Annotated in this window: 19 protein-coding genes; 5 read left to right on the plus strand and 14 right to left on the minus strand. The window is 68.6% G+C overall.

From position 1 onward, the window contains the following. The first annotated feature begins 187 nt into the window (after nucleotides 1-187). Nucleotides 188-694, plus strand: coding sequence for a GNAT family N-acetyltransferase (locus tag AC3WRR_RS13300; RefSeq protein WP_010809377.1), 507 nt, complete (start codon nucleotides 188-190; stop codon nucleotides 692-694). 11 nt (nucleotides 695-705) lie between these two features. Here AC3WRR_RS13300 and AC3WRR_RS13305 read toward each other — a convergent pair whose 3' ends face one another. Continuing rightward, nucleotides 706-3,048 carry a cytochrome P450/oxidoreductase gene (locus AC3WRR_RS13305; protein WP_010809376.1) on the minus strand — a complete coding sequence of 781 codons (2,343 nt, stop codon included), beginning with the start codon at nucleotides 3,046-3,048 and terminating at the stop codon, nucleotides 706-708. Nucleotides 3,049-3,119: 71 nt separating this feature from the next. Continuing rightward, the gene (locus AC3WRR_RS13310) at nucleotides 3,120-4,106 is read right to left on the minus strand and encodes a Bug family tripartite tricarboxylate transporter substrate binding protein (protein WP_011617122.1); all 987 of its coding nucleotides are present in this window, start codon (nucleotides 4,104-4,106) and stop codon (nucleotides 3,120-3,122) included. Nucleotides 4,107-4,287: 181 nt separating this feature from the next. Here AC3WRR_RS13310 and AC3WRR_RS13315 point away from each other — a divergent pair, with 181 nt between their 5' ends. Beyond that, nucleotides 4,288-5,124, plus strand: a complete 837-nt coding sequence (locus AC3WRR_RS13315; RefSeq protein WP_454749452.1) for an IclR family transcriptional regulator — start codon at nucleotides 4,288-4,290, stop codon at nucleotides 5,122-5,124. 187 nt (nucleotides 5,125-5,311) lie between these two features. Here AC3WRR_RS13315 and AC3WRR_RS13320 read toward each other — a convergent pair whose 3' ends face one another. Genes AC3WRR_RS13320 through phnG form a run of 7 tightly spaced genes read right to left on the minus strand, consistent with a single transcriptional unit; the run spans nucleotide 5,312 to nucleotide 11,184 of the window. Beyond that, nucleotides 5,312-6,529: an alpha-D-ribose 1-methylphosphonate 5-triphosphate diphosphatase gene (locus AC3WRR_RS13320; protein WP_010809373.1), complete on the minus strand. Its 1,218-nt coding sequence runs from the start codon at nucleotides 6,527-6,529 to the stop codon at nucleotides 5,312-5,314. A 24-nt stretch (nucleotides 6,530-6,553) separates the two neighbouring features. After that, nucleotides 6,554-7,282: a phosphonate C-P lyase system protein PhnL gene (gene phnL, locus AC3WRR_RS13325; RefSeq protein ID WP_010809372.1), complete on the minus strand. Its 729-nt coding sequence runs from the start codon at nucleotides 7,280-7,282 to the stop codon at nucleotides 6,554-6,556. Between the two features lie 5 nt (nucleotides 7,283-7,287). Continuing rightward, nucleotides 7,288-8,064 carry a phosphonate C-P lyase system protein PhnK gene (gene phnK / locus AC3WRR_RS13330; RefSeq protein WP_010809371.1) on the minus strand — a complete coding sequence of 259 codons (777 nt, stop codon included), beginning with the start codon at nucleotides 8,062-8,064 and terminating at the stop codon, nucleotides 7,288-7,290. Further along, complete coding sequence (locus tag AC3WRR_RS13335) at nucleotides 8,061-8,963, minus strand: alpha-D-ribose 1-methylphosphonate 5-phosphate C-P-lyase PhnJ (protein WP_011617124.1); 903 nt, start codon at nucleotides 8,961-8,963, stop codon at nucleotides 8,061-8,063. The genes phnK and AC3WRR_RS13335 overlap by 4 nt, the downstream gene beginning before the upstream one ends. Beyond that, complete coding sequence (locus AC3WRR_RS13340) at nucleotides 8,960-10,078, minus strand: carbon-phosphorus lyase complex subunit (RefSeq protein ID WP_010809369.1); 1,119 nt, start codon at nucleotides 10,076-10,078, stop codon at nucleotides 8,960-8,962. Before AC3WRR_RS13340 ends, AC3WRR_RS13335 begins: the two co-directional genes overlap by 4 nt. A gap of 1 nt (nucleotide 10,079) precedes the next feature. After that, complete coding sequence (phnH, locus tag AC3WRR_RS13345; protein ID WP_011617125.1) at nucleotides 10,080-10,697, minus strand: phosphonate C-P lyase system protein PhnH; 618 nt, start codon at nucleotides 10,695-10,697, stop codon at nucleotides 10,080-10,082. Between the two features lies 1 nt (nucleotide 10,698). Then, nucleotides 10,699-11,184 (minus strand): phosphonate C-P lyase system protein PhnG, encoded by a 486-nt coding sequence (gene phnG / locus AC3WRR_RS13350; RefSeq protein WP_010809367.1) that lies wholly within the window; start codon nucleotides 11,182-11,184, stop codon nucleotides 10,699-10,701. Between the two features lie 178 nt (nucleotides 11,185-11,362). Here phnG and phnF point away from each other — a divergent pair, with 178 nt between their 5' ends. The 3 genes from phnF to phnN all read left to right on the plus strand — a co-directional run bounded on the left by phnF (nucleotide 11,363) and on the right by phnN (nucleotide 13,540). Then, nucleotides 11,363-12,097 carry a phosphonate metabolism transcriptional regulator PhnF gene (phnF, locus tag AC3WRR_RS13355; RefSeq protein WP_011617126.1) on the plus strand — a complete coding sequence of 245 codons (735 nt, stop codon included), beginning with the start codon at nucleotides 11,363-11,365 and terminating at the stop codon, nucleotides 12,095-12,097. Nucleotides 12,098-12,227: 130 nt separating this feature from the next. Next, nucleotides 12,228-12,953, plus strand: a complete 726-nt coding sequence (locus tag AC3WRR_RS13360) for a DUF1045 domain-containing protein (RefSeq protein WP_492297212.1) — start codon at nucleotides 12,228-12,230, stop codon at nucleotides 12,951-12,953. Further along, a complete protein-coding gene (phnN, locus tag AC3WRR_RS13365; RefSeq protein WP_010809364.1) occupies nucleotides 12,950-13,540 on the plus strand; it encodes a phosphonate metabolism protein/1,5-bisphosphokinase (PRPP-forming) PhnN in 591 nt (196 codons plus the stop codon). Before AC3WRR_RS13360 ends, phnN begins: the two co-directional genes overlap by 4 nt. Nucleotides 13,541-13,581: 41 nt before the next feature. On the opposite strand, the gene AC3WRR_RS13370 is transcribed toward phnN, so the two are convergent. From AC3WRR_RS13370 to phnC, 5 genes are all read right to left on the minus strand, one after another. Then, nucleotides 13,582-14,046 carry a GNAT family N-acetyltransferase gene (locus AC3WRR_RS13370; RefSeq protein ID WP_011617128.1) on the minus strand — a complete coding sequence of 155 codons (465 nt, stop codon included), beginning with the start codon at nucleotides 14,044-14,046 and terminating at the stop codon, nucleotides 13,582-13,584. After that, entirely contained in the window at nucleotides 14,043-14,579 is a 537-nt protein-coding gene (locus tag AC3WRR_RS13375) for a phosphonate degradation HD-domain oxygenase (protein WP_010809362.1), read from the minus strand. Before AC3WRR_RS13375 ends, AC3WRR_RS13370 begins: the two co-directional genes overlap by 4 nt. A gap of 4 nt (nucleotides 14,580-14,583) precedes the next feature. Beyond that, nucleotides 14,584-15,396, minus strand: coding sequence for a phosphonate ABC transporter, permease protein PhnE (gene phnE / locus AC3WRR_RS13380; protein ID WP_010809361.1), 813 nt, complete (start codon nucleotides 15,394-15,396; stop codon nucleotides 14,584-14,586). Nucleotides 15,397-15,474: 78 nt separating this feature from the next. Beyond that, nucleotides 15,475-16,467 (minus strand): phosphonate ABC transporter substrate-binding protein, encoded by a 993-nt coding sequence (gene phnD, locus AC3WRR_RS13385; RefSeq protein ID WP_010809360.1) that lies wholly within the window; start codon nucleotides 16,465-16,467, stop codon nucleotides 15,475-15,477. 55 nt (nucleotides 16,468-16,522) lie between these two features. Continuing rightward, nucleotides 16,523-17,377, minus strand: a complete 855-nt coding sequence (gene phnC / locus AC3WRR_RS13390) for a phosphonate ABC transporter ATP-binding protein (protein ID WP_011617129.1) — start codon at nucleotides 17,375-17,377, stop codon at nucleotides 16,523-16,525. Nucleotides 17,378-17,499: the final 122 nt, after the last annotated feature.

Consider the following 17,499-nt stretch of genomic DNA (forward strand, 5'->3'; position numbering starts at 1 on the left):
GCGCATGACGCAACGGGAACAGGATTGCATGGAGTTCGCGCTGCTACTTTAGCCTTGGCGCCTTGCCGCCGTTGTCAGGCGTTGTCCTACGGCGCAACGGTGGCTTGCCTTGGCGGCCGCGGCATGCCAGTGAAGGAGAGCGTAGAATCCGGGTCGCCAAGACCTGATCGAAGTCCCGAGTCCCGCCATGTCCGTGCAGATCCGCCCAGAAGCACCGTCCGACGCCGACGCCATTGCCCGGCTGACCACTGCCGCCTTCCTGACGGCGCCGCATACCAGCCACACCGAGGCGTTCGTGGTCAATGCGCTGCGCCGCGCCGGCCAGCTGACGGTGTCGCTGGTGGCACAGGCAGGCGATGAACTGGTGGGACACGTGGCGATTTCGCCGGTTACGGTCTCATCCGGCGCGACCGGCTGGTACGGACTGGGCCCGATCTCGGTGGCGCCGGACCTGCAGGGGCAGGGCATTGGCTCGCAACTGATGCGCGCGTCGCTGGACCAGCTGCGCCGCCTTGGCGCCGCCGGCTGCGTGGTGCTGGGCGATCCCGGCTACTACGGCCGCTTCGGCTTTGCCGCGCGGCCCGGGCTGGTGCTGGACGGCGTGCCACCCGAGTACTTCCAGGCACTGGCGTTCGACGGCGGCTATCCGGCGGGCAGCGTGCAATACCACGACGCCTTCAACGCCACCGCCTGACGGGCGGGCGCTCAGAGCTCCAGCACCAGCCGGCCGCCGCCACAGGCGCGCGAGCAGCACGCCATCATGCGCTGGTTGGCCTCGCGCTCGCTGCGCGTGAGCACCACGTCGCGATGGTCGACCTGGCCGGCCAGCACGCGCACCTCGCAGGACCCGCACAGGCCTTCCTCGCAATCGCTCTGCACATCGATATTGGCGCCGCGCAGCGCGCTCAGCAGGGTCTGGCCGGCCGGGACTTCCATGACCAGGCCGGAGTCCTTCAGCTCGACGGAAAAGGGCAGTTCCTTCGACGCATCCAGCGTGCCCAGCTTCGATACGAAGTGCTCCACTCGCAGCGCATCTTCCGGCCACGCCGCGCAGCTCTCGGCCAGCGCATCCAGCATGCGCTGCGGGCCGCAGGCGTAGATCTGGGTGCGCGGGTCCGGCCGCGCCAGCAGCTTGCCGAAGTCGGCGCGCTGGCCTTCATCGCTGGCGTGGACGTGCAGCCGCGCACCGTGCAGGGCCTGCAGTTCATCCAGCATCGCCATCGCCTGGCGCGAACGGCCGCAGTAGTGGAATTCGTAGTCGATGCCAAGCGCACGGGCGCGCCGCGCCATCGCGCTGACCGGCGTGATGCCGATGCCGCCGGCGATAAAGATCGCGCGTCCGCAGCCTTCATCGAAGCGGAAGTGATTGCGCGGCCCGCGGATGCGCAGGCGGTCGCCGGCCTGGACGCTGCCATGCACCCAGGCCGAGCCGCCGCGGCTGTCGGGGTCGCGCAGCACGGCAATTTCCAGCGCCCCGGTGTCGTCCGGATCGCCGCACAGCGAATACTGGCGCGACAGCCCGGTATCGCCGCATTCCACGTCGATATGCGAGCCCGGCGCCCAGCGCGGCAGCGGCTTGCCGTCAGGCGCCGCCAGCCGCAGCCGGACCACGCCGTCGGCGGCGGGCGTGACGCGCTCGACCACCACCGTGCGGGCGATGGTGTGCGCGGACGGTTCGCCGATGCGCACCGGCTGGTGCACCTCGAGCAGGGCCGGGTCGCGGCGCTCGGGGTTCTGCGCGGGGTCCCATTCCACCAGCAGGTGCTCAGGGCCGCGGAACGAGGTGTTGGGCACATAGGTGAAGGTCTGCTCGGCCAGGCGCATATGCGGCAGCCGGCGTGTCAGCTCCTCCAGGAAGACCTGCATCTCCATGCGCGCCAGGTTCTTGCCCATGCACTGGTGCGAGCCGTAGCCAAAGGTCAGCTGTTCGCTGGCGTTGTCGCGGCGGATATCGAACAGGTCGGCATCGGCGAAATGGCGCTCGTCATGGTTTGCCGAAGACGTGACGATCAGCAGCTTGCTGCCCGCCGGCAGGCGGATGCCGCCGACCTCGGCGTCGCGCGTCACCAGCCGCCGCCATGCGGCGACGGAGCCGTTGTGGCGCAGGCATTCTTCCACCGCGTTGGGGATCAGCGATGGGTCGTCGCAGATCTCGCGCCATGCATCCGGATGCTGCAGCAGCAGCTTGATGGCATTGGCCGAGGCGTTGGCGGTGGTCTCGTGCGCGGCAACGATGCCGGCCATCATCATCGAATGCAGGTAGGAGTCGGTGACGACATCGGGCAGTTCTTTCTGCTTGCGCAGGCCGTACTGCATCCAGCCCGGGCCGGACGGGTCCTCGCGCATCTTGTCCAGGATGCGGCCCGCCAGCTGCCAGAAATTGCCCACGGCATGCGCCACCGCCACCTGTTCCTCCGGCTTCGGCCGGCCCCAGGTGTTGACGGTATGGGCGATGGAGTACTGGCGCAGCAGGTCCATGTCCTCTTCGGGCACGCCCAGGAAATGCAGGGCCACGGTCAGCGGCACTTCCCACAGCATCTGGTCGACCAGGTCGGCGCGGCCATCGTCGATAAAGCGGTCGACATACTCGCGCGCCAGGCGGCGCACCAGCGGCTCATGGTGCGCCAGTTCCGCAGGCGTGAAGGGCGCCATCAGCGCGCGCCGGCGCGGCATGTGGGCGGGCTCGTCCTCGTTGACCAGCGTGCGGTTCATGGCATAGCCGTAGGAGGCCAGCACGGCATTGGCCTCGTCGCCGGTGGGCGTGATCTTCTCCAGCGCGATCGACGGGCTGAAGGTCAGGTTGTCGCGGAAGATCGCCTTGATGTCTTCATAGCGCGTGACCACCCAGTAGCCCAGCCTGGGGCTGTAGAACACCGGCTCCTGCTCGCGCGACCAGCGCACGTATTCGGGCGGATCCTGCTGGTAGCCGTCGCCGAAGGGATCGAATTGCGCCGCGTTGTGGCTGACCGGGCAGCCGTTGGGCGCGGTCAAGGCGCTGTGGTCGATCGGGCAGCCGCTGCGCGCGGCGCTGGGGGAGGGGTTGGCCATGCTGCGTACTCCTGGCGAAAAACAGGGCCGTCCGGTCAGGGCCGGACGGCCATTCGGTGTTGCGGCCGGACTCAATTGTCCAGCGTGATCTTCAGGTCGCGGATCAGCTTGGTCCAGCGGGTGGACTCGCTGCGCAGCAGCTCGCTGAACTGAGACGGCGAGTTGCCGACCGGCTCAACGCCGAAGTCCACCAGCCGCTTGTTGACAGCGGGCTCGCGGATTGCCGCGACCACATCCTTGTTCAGCGTGTTGACCACCTCCGGCGGCGTGCCGGCCGGCACCACCATGCCCACCAGCGCGGCAGCTTCCACGCGCGGGTAGCCCAGTTCGGCAAAGGTCGGCACGTCGGGCAGCTGCGGCAGCCGGGTGGCATTGGCCACCGCCAGCGGCCGGACCTTGCCGCCCTTGATAAAGCCGGCGCCGGCGGCGTAGTCCACCATCATCGCCACCACCTGTCCGGCGGCCACGTCCGACAGCGCCGGCGCGGCGCCACGGTAGGGGGCATGCGTCATCGACAGGCCGGCTTCCACCTTCAGCAGCTCCATCGCCAGGTGGTGCGGGCTGCCCGCGCCGGCCGAGCCGTAATTGATGCCGCCCTGGGTGGCCTTGGTCTGGGCGATGAATTCCTTGGCGCTCTTGACCGGGCTGGCCGCGCCGACCACCAGGATCATCGGGAAGCGGCCCAGCAGCGTCACCGGAGCCAGGTCCTTGCCAGGGTTGTAGGAGAGCGATTTGTACAGCACCGGGTTGAACACCAGCGTGCCGTTGTCGGCCGACAGCACGGTATAGCCGTCGGCGGCCGAGCGCGCCGTCTCGGCCGCGCCGATGGCGGTATTGCCGCCCGGCTTGTTGTCCACCACCACCGGCTGGCCGACCTTGGCCGACAGCCCCTGGCCGATGGTGCGCGCCAGGAAGTCCGAGCCGCCGCCGGCGGCGTAGGGGACGATCCAGCGGATCGGCTTGGCAGGGTAGGCGTCGGCGGCATGCGCGGGGGCGGCGGCCAGCATCGGCAGGGCCAGCGCGCCAATGGCCAGGCGCTTGAAGTTGAGGCGGGGCATGGGGGCTTGTCTCCTTGTTGGTCAGCCCGGTGTACGGCACCGGTGTTTCTATTTCGCGTAAATCATATACGCATTGCGTAATGATTGAATGCGGGTTAACCTTGAACTGTCCTGCAGCGGCCGCATGGCTTGATCCGCCTTCCATGTGATGACCGCTCACCGTTTGCCGGATCTTCCCGCCATGCCCCGACCGAAAGCTGCCCAACCTCCGATCGAACCCGCCGACGCGCCCCGCACGCGCGAACGCCGCCAGCGCGTGCAATCGGCGGTCACCGGCATGGCCGTGCTCAAGGGACTGGCCCGGCTGGGCGGACGCGCCAGCCTGACCGCGCTGGCCGCGCGTATCGACGAAAGCCCGGCCAAGGTGCACCGCTACCTGGTCAGCCTGGTGGAAGAGGGGCTGGTGGCGCAGGAGACGGGCACGCAGCAATACCACCTGGGCTTCGAGGCGCTGCAGATCGGCATGGCGGCGATGCGCCAGGCCGACCCGATCCGGCTGGCCGAAGCCTCGCTGGTACGCCTGCGTGAAGCGCTGGAGGTGACCTGCTTTGTCGCGGTGATGGGCAACAAGGGGCCGACCATCATGCGCTTTGAGGAACCGGGTTTGCCGGTGACGGTGAATGTGCGCGCGGGCTCGGTGATGCCATTGCTGTGGTCGGCCACCGGGCGCGTGTTCCTGGGCCTGCTCGATGAAAAGCGCGTGCATGCCCAGGCCGAGGAGGAGCTGGCCGCGGCAAGTCCGGCGCGGCTGGCGTTGCTCGATGGCAAAGACCCCATCGGCGCGCTGCGCCGCGCGGTGCAGGCCGACGACTGCGCCTGGGTGCGCGACACCAACCTGACCGGCATCAGCGCCGTGGCGGCGCCGGTGCGCGACTACACCGGGCGCGTCTGCGCAGTGCTGACGGCGCTGGGCGCCACCGGCGGCTTTGATCCCGCCATCGACGGGCCCATCGGCAGCGCCGTGCGGCGCGAGGCGCGCGCGGTCAGCACGGCGCTGGGGTTCAACCCCGGGGCCTGATCCGATCGCTCAGCGGGTGAAGCCGCCATCGGCCAGCAGCGAACGGCCGTAGCCAGCGCTACTGTGTTGCCGGCCTGACCGGACGCAGGCTCGTACAAGCGATGACCGAGATTGCGCTCGATTTCCTGTTCAGATCAGCAGTCTGGCGGAGGCGCAGCGGAATTTTACGAATCCGGGCCAATCCTCCTTATGCCACCTCGCGCAGCGCGGTTTCGCGCGGCATGGCGGCATCGCCAACGTGCCGCACCGACGGATACCCCGCCGCAAACACCAGCCTCCCGCCAGACCAGGTATGCGTGACCATCGGCTGGCCTGCCACGCCGGACACGGCGATCACGTCCGCGCGCAGCCCCGGCGCCAGGCGCCCGCGGTCGTCCAGCAGGCAGGCGTCGGCCGGATTGACGGTGACCAGCGCCAGCGCCTGGTTCAGCGGCAGGTCGGCCAGGCGCGCGGCGGCATACGCGGCGGCGATCAGCGTGGACGGCTGGTAGTCCGAGCACAGGATGGTGCCCACGCCGGCGTGAATGGCGTCGATGGCGCGCATCGAGCCGCTCTGGCTCTTGCCGCGCAGCACGTTGGGCGCGCCCAGGATGGTCGGCAGCGCCTGGGCGCACGCGGCTTGCGCGGTTTCCAGGTTGATCGGGAACTCGCTCATGCGCACGCCCAGCGCGCGCATGGCGGCGATGCGCTGCGGCGAATCGTCGTCATGGCTGGCGGTGGGGATGCCCAGCGCATGCGCCCTGGCCACCAGCCGGTTGACACGCTCATGCGCGCCTTCCAGCGCGGCGGCCTTCTTGTCGGCCGCATCGGCGGCTTGCTCGCGGCTCATGCCGTGGTTGCCCATCATGTAGGCCAGGTAGGCATCCATGGTCTTGAACTGGCCCTGGCCCGGCGAGTGGTCCATCACGGACAGCAGGTCGACCACGCCCTCGGCCATCAGGGATTCCAGCACCGGCACGGCGCTGGAATCGGTGACTTCGTAGCGGCAATGGATGCGGTTGTCGACCAGGCTGTGGCGGCGATACGCGGCCAGGGTGCGCACCAGCGTGGCCGCGGTATCGACATTGCGCACGCCGAACTGGTTGCCCGCGAACGACAGCGCGTGGTACGGCGTGGTGATGCCGGCCGCGGCGTTGCGGCGGTCGACCTGAGCCACGGCAAAGTCCAGTGGGAACAGCACGCTGGCGCGCGGTTCGACTTCCTTCTCGATGGCGTCGCAATGCACGTCGACCAGGCCCGGCATCACGGAGTGGCCATGCAGGTCGATCACGGTGGCGTGGGTGGGGACCGCTGCGGGTGCCGGTTCGATGGCGGCGATGCGACCATCTTCGATCAGCAGCGCGCTGTCGTGCAGCACGCGGTCCGGCAGCACCAGGGTGGCGTGCGTCAGGTAGGTAGCAGACATGTCCGGCTCCGTTCTGGGATCAAATCAGGCAAGGGCGCTAGCGGGTTGCAGCGGCAGCAGGCGCGTGGCCACGGCATCGCGCACGGCTTCATCGTGGAAGATGCCGATCAGCGCGCGGCCTTCGGCCAAGGCTTCGCGGATCAGCTCGACCACCACGGCGCGGTTGTCGGCGTCCAGCGAGGCGGTGGGCTCGTCCAGCAGCAGGATCGGGTGGCCGCCGATCAGCCCGCGCGCGATGTTCACGCGCTGCTGCTCGCCGCCGGAGAAAGTGGCCGGCGGCAGGTCCCACAGCCGGCGCGGCAGGTTCAGCCGTGCCAGCAGTTCTGCCGCGCGGGCGCGGGCCTCCTCATGGCTGGCGCCGCGCTGCTGCAGCGGATCGGCCACCACGTCGAGCGCGCCGACGCGCGGAATCGCGCGCAGGAACTGGCTGACATAGCCGATCACGTCGCGGCGCAACTTCAGCACGCGTTGTTCTGGGGCGTGGGTCAGCTCGACCCACGGCTCGCCCTCGGCGCTGGTATCGCGCAGGCGGATGCTGCCTTCGGTGGCCAGGTAGTTGCCGTACAGGCAGCGCAGCAGCGTGCTCTTGCCGGTGCCGGAGGGCCCGGACAGCACCAGGCATTCGCCGCGGGTGGCATCGAAATCCATCGCGCGCAGCACCGGCAGGCGGATGCCGCCCTGGTTGTGCAGCGTAAACATCTTGCCGAGGCCGCGGACCTCGACCAGTTTCTGGGGGTGGTGTTCTGCGTGCATCGTCGTCAGCCCTGCAGGATGGAAGAGACCAGCAACTGCGTGTACGGGTGCTGCGGGTCGTCGAGGATCTGGTCGGTCAGGCCTTGCTCCACCACGCGGCCGCCTTGCATGACCAGCGTGCGGTGCGCGAGCAGGCGCGCCACGGCCAGGTCGTGCGTGACCAGCACGGCGGCGAGGCCCAGGTCCGCCACCAGGCGGCGCAGCAGGTCTAGCAGGCGGGCCTGCACCGACACGTCCAGCGATGCGGTGGGCTCGTCCATGAACACCAGGCGCGGGTGCGTGACCAGGTTGCGCGCGATCTGCAAACGCTGCTGCATGCCGCCGGAGAAGGTGCCGGGCACGTCGTCCAGCCGGGCCAGGTCGATCTCCATCTTCTCCAGCCAGGTGCCGGCGACCTCGCGCAGGTTGCCGTAGTGGCGCTCGCCCACGGCCATCAGGCGCTCGGCGATATTGGCGCCGGCGCTGACCTGCATGCGCAGGCCGTCGCGCGCATGCTGGCGCACGAAGCCCCAGTCGGTGCGGGCCAGCAGCCGCAGGCGCGCGCTGGACAGCGTGGCCAGGTCGGTCAGGCCGGACTCGCGCATGTCGTAGCTGACGCTGCCGCGCTGCGCCGGCGCCTGCATCGACAAGGCCTGCAGCAACGTACTCTTGCCGGAGCCCGATTCGCCCACCACGCACAGCACCTCGCCCGGGTACAGGTCGAAGCTGACGTCATGGCAGCCGTGCAGGCCGTCCCAGGTGCGCGTCAGGTTGCGCACCGACAGCAGCGGGGTGGCGCTCATCGGGCACCTCCGGCAGCGGCCTTGACGGCCTGGGCCGCCTGGCGGTCGGCGCAGTATTCGGTGTCGGAGCACACGAACAGTCGCGTGCCGGCGTCATCGGTGATGATCTCGTCCAGGTAGCTGTCGGCAGCGCCGCACTGGGCGCAGCAGCTGGACCACTTTTCCACCGTGAAGGGATGGTCGGCGAAGTCCAGGCTCCTGACCGCGGTGTACGGCGGCACGGCATAGACGCGCTTCTCGCGCCCGGCGCCGAACAGCATCAGCGCGGGGCTGCGGTCGAGCTTGGGATTGTCGAACTTGGGGATCGGCGACGGCCGCATCATGTAGCGCTGGTTGACGATCACGGGGTAGTCGTAGGTGGTGGCGATATGGCCGTGATGCGCGATGTCCTCATACAGCTTGACGTGCATCGCGCCGTACTCGGCCAGTGCGTGCATGGTGCGGGTCTCGCCCTCGCTCGGCTCCAGCCAGCGTAGCGGCTCGGGGATCGGCACCTGGAACACCATGGTCTGGCCCGCGTGCAACGGCGTTTCCGGAATCCGGTGACGGGTCTGGATGATGCTGGCCTCGGCGGTGCGCTCGGTGGTCTGCACGCCGGTGACGCGGCCGAAGAAGCGGCGGATATTGATGGCGTTGGTGGTGTCGTCCGAGCCCTGGTCGATCACCTTGAGCACATCATCCTTGCCGATGATCGCGGCCGTCACCTGGATGCCGCCCGTGCCCCAGCCATAGGGCAGCGGCATTTCGCGGCTGCCGAAGGGTACCTGGTAGCCGGGAATCGCCACGGCCTTGAGCAGCGCGCGGCGCAGCATCCGCTTGGTCGACTCGTCCAGGTAGCCGAAGTTGTAGTGGTCATCGCGGGCAATGCCCGTTGCCATGGTGGTGTCGGGGGTGGTCATGCCAGCGTCTCCTCTTGCGGTTGCGCCTGCACGGTAGCGGTCACGGCGCCATCCTGTTCCGCACGCAGCCGGCGCAGCAGTTCGAGGTTGGCCTGGAAGTCCACGTAGTGGGGCAGCTTCAGGTGCTGCACGAAGCCGGAGGCCTCGACGTTGTCGCTGTGGTACAGCATGAATTCGATATCGTTGGCCGGGGCGTCGGCGGCCTCGCCCAGTTCTTCGGCGCGCATGGCGCGGTCAGCCAGCGCCATCGACATGGCCTTGCGCTCGTTGTAGCCGAACACCAGCCCGTAGCCGCGCGTGAAGCGCGGGGCTTCGTCGGCATTGCCGGCGAACTGGCTCACCATCTGGCATTCGGTCAGCTCGATCTCGCCGATGGTGACGGCGAAGCCAAGCTCTTCCACGAACAGTTCGACCTCGGCCGCGCCGAAGCGGATCTCGGCCGCGAACGGGTGCGAGTTGCCGTAGCCGCGCTGGGTGGAATAGCCCATCGACAGCAGGAAACCCTCATCGGCGCGCGCCAGGTTCTGCAAGCGCGCGGCGCGGTTGGCGGGGAAGCTCAGCGGCTCGCGCGTCAGGTCGGGCGGCGTGGGGTCGCCCGCGGGAATCTGGTCGGCTTCGACCAGTTCATCCGCTTCCAGCAGGCCGGTCACGCGCGGCATGCTGGCGGCGAGGGGTTCGGGCGAGGGCGGCAGCGGCTCGGGGTCGCGGCCGGCTTCGAGCGTGAAATCCAGCAGGCGCTGGGTGTAGTCGTAGGTCGGCCCCAGCACCTGGCCGCCCGGCACGTCCTTGAACGTGGACGAGATCCGGCGCTGCAGGCGCATCGCGCCGGTATCCACCGGCTGGGTATAGCCGAAGCGCGCCAGCGTGGTGCGATAGGCGCGCAGCAGGAAGATCGCCTCGATCTGGTCACCAGCGGCCTGTTTCAGGGCCAGCGCGGCCAGGTGCGGGTCGTACAGCGAGCCCTCGGCCATCACGCGCGACACCGCCAGCGGCATCTGTTCGCGGATCTGCGCCAGCGTGAGTTCCGGCACCGCGGTATCGCCGCGGCGGTAGGCATCGAGCATCCGGTAGGAATTGAGGATGGCGCGCTCGCCACCTTTGACGGCTACATACATGTCAGTCCTCCACCAGCGTGGTGCGCGTCAGCGCGCAGAATCGGTCGCCGCTGGCCAGCAGCAGGTCCACGCCGAGCGGGAAGCCGGCGTTGTTGGCGCGCCAGCCGGCGCGGAAGTCCGCGGGCAGCCCCGCCACGCGCAGCACCTGCGTGGTTTCGATGCCGGGGCCGCGCAGCGTGAGGGTGTCGCCTTCGGCAAGCGAGGCCACCTCCACCAGCAGCGTGGCCGAGCGGTCGGGGAAGGCCGGGTCGCCTTGCGCGCAATCCGCCAGTGCCGGTACGGCATAGCCGGCGGGCACGCAGACAAAGGCGGCGGCGCCGACATCGTCGGTCAGCGGGCAGCCGCAATGGAAGCGCAGGAACGCACGCGCCGCGGCGGGCACGCCGGCAGGCAGCCAGACCGGGGTATCGGGATCGGCCAGCGTCAGCAGCAGCGCCGCCAGCGCGGGCGACAGGCCGCCGGGCAGGCCGCTGGCCACGGGCAGCGTCTGCAGCCGGCCCGGATGGGCAAACGCCTGCAGCGCGGCGCGGAAGACCTGCTGGGCGTCGTCGACCGGGTTGTTGAAGCCCGGCAGCAGCGAGGCGGCCGGGGCGGACAGGATCGGTTGCATGGCAGTCATTTCAGTCCTCTCCCCGGACCATGGTGAAGAACTCGACGCGGGTCTGGGCGACGGTGGCCGCTGCGTGTGCGGCGCGCTGCGCCTGCGTGCTTGCCAACGGCGCCAGCACGAACTCCTGCACGCGCTGGTGCCAGGCCGGGCGCTGCAGCAGCGCGTCCAGCACCGCGGCCTGTTCGGCGTGGCGGGCGCTACGGCCCTGGATATAGGCCACGCCTGCAGCGGCCCCGGCAGCGCCGTCTTCCAGCACGACCGCGCAGCGCGTGACCGTGATTTCCCCCAGGTTGAACTGGGCACCGGTCCCGCCTGCGCGGGCCCGGACCATGGCCATGCCGGACTCCGGCTTGCGCAGCAGCCGGTAGGCCGGCAGCGCTTGCGCCTGGCCAAGCCGCTGGTAAGCGCCGTCGAGCGCGTCGGCGGGCGCCGTCGCCAGGATCCGGAGCCAGGCGGCGCGGGCGGCATGGGCCTGCGCGGTTTCGCTTTGCATCATCACCCCTATACGTCTATACGTTTAGATGTCACTGCTTGAACACGCAGCTACTAGACCACAGGCAGATGAACGTTTCATGACGGGGCGGGGCATTGCTCGGGCACCCCGCCATCGCGGCGCGGTTGAGGCACAATCGCATGGCAATGGTGAACGCTTGATGACAAGAGGGCAGCGCGAGATGTCTGATCGAGAAGTGGAACGGGGTTCCGGCGTGGCGGTATGGCGCCAGATTGGCGAGGCGCTGGCGGACGACATCCGCAAGAAGCTGTACCTGCCCGGCGAACAGCTGCCCCCTGAGCCTGAACTGGCCACGCGCTTCGCGGTCAACCGCCACACCATCCGCCGCGCCATGGGCGAGCTGGAGTTGAGCGGCCTGGTGCGGATCGAGCAGGGCCGCGGCACCTTCGTGCAGGAGCATGCGATCGACTACGCGATCGGGCGCCGCACGCGCTTCTCGCAAAACCTGGCCGCGCAGGGCATGCGCGGACATGCCGAGATCATCGACAGCCAGGTGGTGCGCGCGCCGGAAGTGGCAAAGCAACTGGGCCTGGCGCGCACGGCGGAGATCCTGCACGTGCAGATGATCGGCAAGGCCGAAGAGCGCACCATTGACGTTGCCGAGCATTACTTTGACCTCAAGCGCTTCCCGGGCATCGACGAGGTGCTGCGCGCCAGGCAATCGGTATCGCGCGCGCTGGCGCATTTCGGCATTGCCGACTACACGCGCAAGTGGTCGCGCATCACGGCGGCCATGCCCAGCGCCCCGGTGGCGCGCCTGCTGAACCAGCCGAAGACGCGCCCGGTGCTGCAGGTGGAGGCGCTGAACGTTGATATCGACGGGGCGCCGGTGCAGTACAGCGTGGTGCGGTTTGCGGGGGACTGGGTGCAGCTGACGGTTTCCGACAGTGATTGAGGCGGAGCGACGTGGCATTGGTCTAGACATCCGGCTGTCATCTGCCTGCGCTAAGGTGTCTGCGGTCCAGACCACAAAACCAGGGCAGACGCCGCCGCCGGGCGCCGGGTGCCGCTGGTAACCTTGCCGCATGACCTTGCCAGCGCACCGTTACGCCATCTACCTGGCGCCCTCAGATCCGTTCCGCACGTTTGGCAGCCAGTGGCTCGGCCGCGACGCCGATACCGGCGCCGCGCTGCCCGCGCCGGCGGGCATGGCGGCGCCGCCCGACGAATGGGTCAAGGCCCCGGCGCGCTACGGCCTGCATGCCACGCTGAAGCCGCCGTTCCGGCTTGTGCAGGGCAGCAACGGGCCGATGCTCGACGCCGCTGCGCGTGACTTCGCGCGTGGCCGCGAGGCATTCGACGCACCGCTGGCGCTGTGTGCGCTGCGGGGTTTTGTGGCATGGTGCCTGGCCGATGGCGGATCGCCACCGATGCAGGCGCTGGCCGATGCCTGCGTACTGGCATTCGAGCGCTTCCGCGCGCCGCCTACGGCCGAAGAACTCGGCCGGCGCAAACCGGACCAGTTGACCGACGAAGAGCGCCGCATGCTCGACGCATGGGGCTACCCGTATGTATTCGGTACCTTCGTCTTCCATATCACGCTGACTGGCATGCTTGATACTACCGGCCAGCGCGCCGCCCTCGAGCGCCTGGGGGCCGCGAGCGGCAAGCTGCTGCAGGCGCCGCTTCATGTGGACGGGATCAGCGTATTCGTGCAGCCGGAGCCGGGCGACGACTTTATCGTTGCCCGCCACTACGGATTCAACGGCAGCACCACCGACGGCGCTGGCGCGGCGTACCTGGACGCATGAACGCACATGGCGCGGCCGACGGACACGGCCTGTTCTACCTGATGGGGCCGTCCGGCAGCGGCAAGGACTCGCTGCTGCGCGCGCTGCGCGAACGCCTCGGGCCGGACCACCGCATCGTCATCGCGCATCGCTATATCACCCGCGAGGCCGATGCCAACGAGGCCTCCGTTGCGCTGACCACGGATGAGTTCCGGCGCCGCCAGGCGCTCGGCTGCCTGGCGCTGGACTGGCACAGCCACGGGCTCCATTACGGCATCGGCATCGAGATCGAGCAGTGGCTGGCCAGGGGGCTGACGGTGATCGTCAATGGCTCGCGCGAGTACCTGCCCCAAGCCGTGGCGCGCTACCCGAAGCTGTGCGCCGTGCATGTGCGCGTCCGGCCGGAGGTGCTGGCCACGCGGCTGCGCCAGCGTGGCCGCGAGTCGGAAGAAGCGATTGCCCGGCGCCTGGCGCGCGCGGCGCAGGCCTTCACCGTGCCGGCAGGGTGCCGCCTGGTCGAGTTCGACAATAGCGGCGCCCTGGAAACCGCGGCGGAGGCGTTCGCGCGGCTGGTTGGGGCTACCTCCGATAGCGCAACATTAAGCTGATAAGGCCGTGCCGAAGCGAAGCTTCCGGCACGGCCTTGCCATCAGAGTTCGATGCTGAAACTGATGCCGTGCTCGGTGAACCCGAGCCGGCGATAGAACTGGTGGGCCTGCAGGCGCCGCGCGTTGGACGACAGCACCAGCTTGGCCGCCCCGGCCTCGCGGGCCAGGCGCATCGCTTCGCGCATCATCGCCTTGCCGACGCCCCTGCCGCGCGCGGATGGCGCCACCACCACGGCCTCGACAATGGCCTCGGGACGCCCGTCGTGGACCATCACGGGAAATACCAGCAGGCTGAAGGTGCCCAGCGGCACCTCGTCCTCGTCCACCATCATGTAGCAGCGGTAGTCCGGATAGCGGCGCATGGTCGCGTAGCGCTCGCGCATGGTGGCCAGCGGCAGCGGCGCTTCATCGTCCATCGCGGCCAGCAGCGCGGACAGGTGCCGCAGTTCCGCGTCGGAACCGCGCACTTCACGCAGGGTAAGCACGGCTTCAGCGATGGTGTTCATGCGCCAGTCCGCGCGCAACGCGCGGCCATGTCCAGGTAGTGCGCCAGCCGCGGCGTGGCCAGGCCGACCACCTTGGCGAGGTCGTCGTAGCGGCGCAGGCGCACCGCGGCAGCGGCGTGGCGGCTGGCGGTGAACGCTTCGGCCTGTGCGGCGCCGAACGGACCGCCTTGCAGCGCCAGGCTTTGCGCTGAAGCCGGTGACAAGGTGGCGAAGTACGCCGGATCGGCCGCGCACAGATAGCGCTTGGCCGCTACGTGCAGCCGCACGGGTTCTGTCACTTCGTCACCGAACAGTTCTGCCAGCGCATCGGCGGCGGCCTCCTGGTGGCGCATGTCGGTGGTGGTGCTTTCGGCCAGCAGCAGGTGGCCAACGTCGTGGAGCAGGGCCGCGACGATCAGCGGCTCGGGCTCGCCGGCCTGCTCGGCCAGTTGCGCGCACTGCAGCGCGTGCGCGGTCTGGCTGATGGCTTCGCCGCCGTACCAGGCATTGCCATGGTCGGCAAACAGCGTTTCGATGCGGGACAGGTTCAGCATGATGTCAGACCAGTACCTTGCGGATTTGTGCGGAGATGATGTCGATGGCCGAGACGAACAGGATGATGATGATCATCACGGCACAGGTCTGCCCATACTGGAAGCTGCGGATGATCTCCCACAGCACGGTGCCGATGCCGCCGGCGCCGACGATGCCAACCACCGAGGCCGAGCGCACGTTGGACTCGAAGCGGTACAGCGCGAACGACAGCCACAGCGGCAGCACTTGCGGAATCACTCCATAGACGATCTCCTCGATCGGGCCGGCGCCGGTGGCGCGCACGCCTTCCACCGGGCGCGGGTCGATGGCCTCGACGGCTTCGGCGAACAGCTTGGCCAGCACGCCGGTGGTGTGGATCCAGATCGCCAGCACGCCGGCAAACGGGCCCAGACCGACGGCCACGATGAACAGCATGGCGAACACCATCTCATTGATGGCGCGGCAAGCGTCCATGATGCGGCGTGCGGGCTGGTAGGCCCACGCCGGGACGATATTGGCCGAGCACAGCAGGCCCAGCGGCACCGCCATCACCACGGCCAGGGCGGTGCCCCACAGCGCGATCTGCACGGTGACGAGCATCTCGTCCAGGTAGTGCCGCCAGTCGCGGAAATCGGGCGGGAAGAAATCGGCGGCAAATTTCGCCATATTGTCCGAGTCGCGCAGCAGGTCCAGCGGGCGCATGTCGGCCCCCTGCCAGGACAGGGCGAGCATGGCCAGCAGGACTGCCCAGGTCAGCATCACGGCAAGGGAAGTGCGCGGCGGGCGCACGTTGCTTTGGGGCGTGGGAGGCAGGCCGGGCCTGGCGGTGACAGTCATGAGGAATCCGGAATCAAGCGGGGAACGAAAGCGATGCGGGGCCGGCGGCGGGGGGCCGCCGGCCTCGTCGGGATGGGCTTATTGCGTGCTGATGGCGTTGCCGGCGGCCTTGTCCAGCTCGGCCAGGCGGCGGGTCACCTCGGCCAGCCGCTTTTCCTTGTCGGCAGCGGCCAGGGTGGTGTCCGATTCGATCTTCGCCTTTTCGCGGGCCAGTTCGATCTGGCGGATCGGCACCAGCTGCGCATCGCTGGCGGTGCGGAAGCCCTGGTAGGTCAGGGTGGCCAGCACCTGCTTTTCACGCGCGGCGTCTGCGCCCTTGCCGTAGTTGGCGAAGAAGGCCTGGATCTTCTTCTTCACCTCCGGCGGCAGGTCCTTGCGATAGACCATCGGATCGGCCGGGATCAGCGGCGACTTCCACAGCACCCGCACCTGGTCATAGGCGTTCTTGCCGGTGTTGATGCGATAGCGCTCCATGTTCTCGGTGTTGTTCACCGCCACATCGACCTGCTTGTTCAGCACCGACAGCAGGTTGGTCTCGTGGTTGCCGATGCGCACGGCCTTGAACAGCGTCTTGGGCTCGACCTTGTTGGCGGTCCACAGGTAGAAGCCCGGCACGGCCGTGCCCGAGGTGGAATTGGGGTCGCCGGCGCCGTAGCTGAGGTCCTTGCCGCGCTTGATCACGTCTTCGACGCTCTTCAGGTCGCTGTCCTTGTTGACGATCAGCACCGACCAGTAGCCCGGGTTGCCGTCCTTGTCGATCACCGAGGCAAAGACCTCGCCGTTGGCACGGTCCACGGCCTCCATGGCCGACTTGTTGCCGAACCAGGCGATCTGCACCTTGTTGAAGCGCATGCCCTCGATGATGCCGGCGTAGTCGGACGCAAAGAAGGGCTTGACGGGTACACCCAGCGTCTTGCTGAGATCGTCGATCAGCGGCTGCCAGGCGGACTTCAGGTTCGACGACGATTCGGTCGAGATAAAGCCGATGTTCAGGCTCTTGGCGTCCTGCGCGAAGGCGGGCAGGGCGACCACGCCCGAAGCCACGACGGCGAGAAAGGTTCTGCGAAGCATGGACAACTCCGGTGGGAAGCGGTTTTGGGATAAAGCGGTGTGGACAGGCGGCCGTTCAGGCGGCCGCCAGGTTCATCGTGACCATTGCCGGTGCCGGCATGGCCGCAGTGGATACGTCTTCGTCTGGCACGGAATCGAGCAGCAGCTCGTCGGCTTCGGTGCCGTAGAGATCGCGCAGCATGCCGGGCGTGAGCGCGGCAGAGGGGCCGTCATAGACCACCTTGCCGTGGCGCAGCGCCACCACGCGGGGACAGTAGCGCATCGCCACGTCCACCTGGTGCAGCGACACCAGCACCGCGACCTTGCGCGTGCGGTTGATCTGCCTGAGCAGCGACATCACCCGGCGCGACGATTCCGGGTCGAGCGAGGCGATCGGCTCGTCGGCCAGGATCACGCTGGCGTTCTGCACCAGCGTGCGGGCGATGGCGGCGCGCTGCTGCTGGCCGCCCGACAGCGTCGAGGCCCGTTGAAACGCATAGTCGTCTATACCAACTTGCGCAAGCGCATCGAGCCCGCCCTGGACTTCATCGGCCTTGAAGATGCGCAGCAGGCTGCGCCACTTGGGCACACGGGCCAGCGTGCCGACCAGCACGTTGGTGATGACCGGAAGACGGCCCACCAGGTTGAACTGCTGGAACACAAACCCGATCTCGCCACGCACCTTGCGCACGTTGCGGGCCAGGCGGCCGTTGCGCTGCACATGGCGGCCGTTGACGAGGATTTCGCCGGCGCCGGCATCGCCCGTGATGAATCCGGCCACGTGGCGCAACAGCGTGGACTTGCCCGATCCCGATGCACCCAGCAGGGCGACCATCTCGCCTGGCGCGATGTGCAGCGTGACATCGTCAAGCGCCTTGCGGTCCGCGCGGAACGATTTGGAAAGCCCGCGGACTTCAATTGCGTGCGTCATGTCGACTCCCTGACGTGAATGACCTGCGCATTCTGGCCGGGGCGGATGACAGAACGATGACTTGAGCGGAAGGGGGCTGAAACTGGTTGGCGGGGGGGGGGGGGGGGGGGGGGGGGGGGGGG

Source organism: Cupriavidus sp. FW305-3-2-15-C-LB2, from assembly GCF_058787575.1.

Bases quoted from the DNA above. Each gene is read 5' to 3' on its own strand.
- AC3WRR_RS13300 (WP_010809377.1), top strand. From the start codon at position 188: ATGTCCGTGCAGATCCGCCCAGAAGCACCGTCCGACGCCGACGCCATT.
- AC3WRR_RS13305 (WP_010809376.1), bottom strand. From the start codon at position 3,048: ATGGCCAACCCCTCCCCCAGCGCCGCGCGCAGCGGCTGCCCGATCGAC.
- AC3WRR_RS13310 (WP_011617122.1), bottom strand. From the start codon at position 4,106: ATGCCCCGCCTCAACTTCAAGCGCCTGGCCATTGGCGCGCTGGCCCTG.
- AC3WRR_RS13315 (WP_454749452.1), top strand. From the start codon at position 4,288: ATGCCCCGACCGAAAGCTGCCCAACCTCCGATCGAACCCGCCGACGCG.
- AC3WRR_RS13320 (WP_010809373.1), bottom strand. From the start codon at position 6,529: ATGTCTGCTACCTACCTGACGCACGCCACCCTGGTGCTGCCGGACCGC.
- phnL (WP_010809372.1), bottom strand. From the start codon at position 7,282: ATGCACGCAGAACACCACCCCCAGAAACTGGTCGAGGTCCGCGGCCTC.
- phnK (WP_010809371.1), bottom strand. From the start codon at position 8,064: ATGAGCGCCACCCCGCTGCTGTCGGTGCGCAACCTGACGCGCACCTGG.
- AC3WRR_RS13335 (WP_011617124.1), bottom strand. From the start codon at position 8,963: ATGACCACCCCCGACACCACCATGGCAACGGGCATTGCCCGCGATGAC.
- AC3WRR_RS13340 (WP_010809369.1), bottom strand. From the start codon at position 10,078: ATGTATGTAGCCGTCAAAGGTGGCGAGCGCGCCATCCTCAATTCCTAC.
- phnH (WP_011617125.1), bottom strand. From the start codon at position 10,697: ATGACTGCCATGCAACCGATCCTGTCCGCCCCGGCCGCCTCGCTGCTG.
- phnG (WP_010809367.1), bottom strand. From the start codon at position 11,184: ATGATGCAAAGCGAAACCGCGCAGGCCCATGCCGCCCGCGCCGCCTGG.
- phnF (WP_011617126.1), top strand. From the start codon at position 11,363: ATGTCTGATCGAGAAGTGGAACGGGGTTCCGGCGTGGCGGTATGGCGC.
- AC3WRR_RS13360 (WP_492297212.1), top strand. From the start codon at position 12,228: ATGACCTTGCCAGCGCACCGTTACGCCATCTACCTGGCGCCCTCAGAT.
- phnN (WP_010809364.1), top strand. From the start codon at position 12,950: ATGAACGCACATGGCGCGGCCGACGGACACGGCCTGTTCTACCTGATG.
- AC3WRR_RS13370 (WP_011617128.1), bottom strand. From the start codon at position 14,046: ATGAACACCATCGCTGAAGCCGTGCTTACCCTGCGTGAAGTGCGCGGT.
- AC3WRR_RS13375 (WP_010809362.1), bottom strand. From the start codon at position 14,579: ATGCTGAACCTGTCCCGCATCGAAACGCTGTTTGCCGACCATGGCAAT.
- phnE (WP_010809361.1), bottom strand. From the start codon at position 15,396: ATGACTGTCACCGCCAGGCCCGGCCTGCCTCCCACGCCCCAAAGCAAC.
- phnD (WP_010809360.1), bottom strand. From the start codon at position 16,467: ATGCTTCGCAGAACCTTTCTCGCCGTCGTGGCTTCGGGCGTGGTCGCC.
- phnC (WP_011617129.1), bottom strand. From the start codon at position 17,377: ATGACGCACGCAATTGAAGTCCGCGGGCTTTCCAAATCGTTCCGCGCG.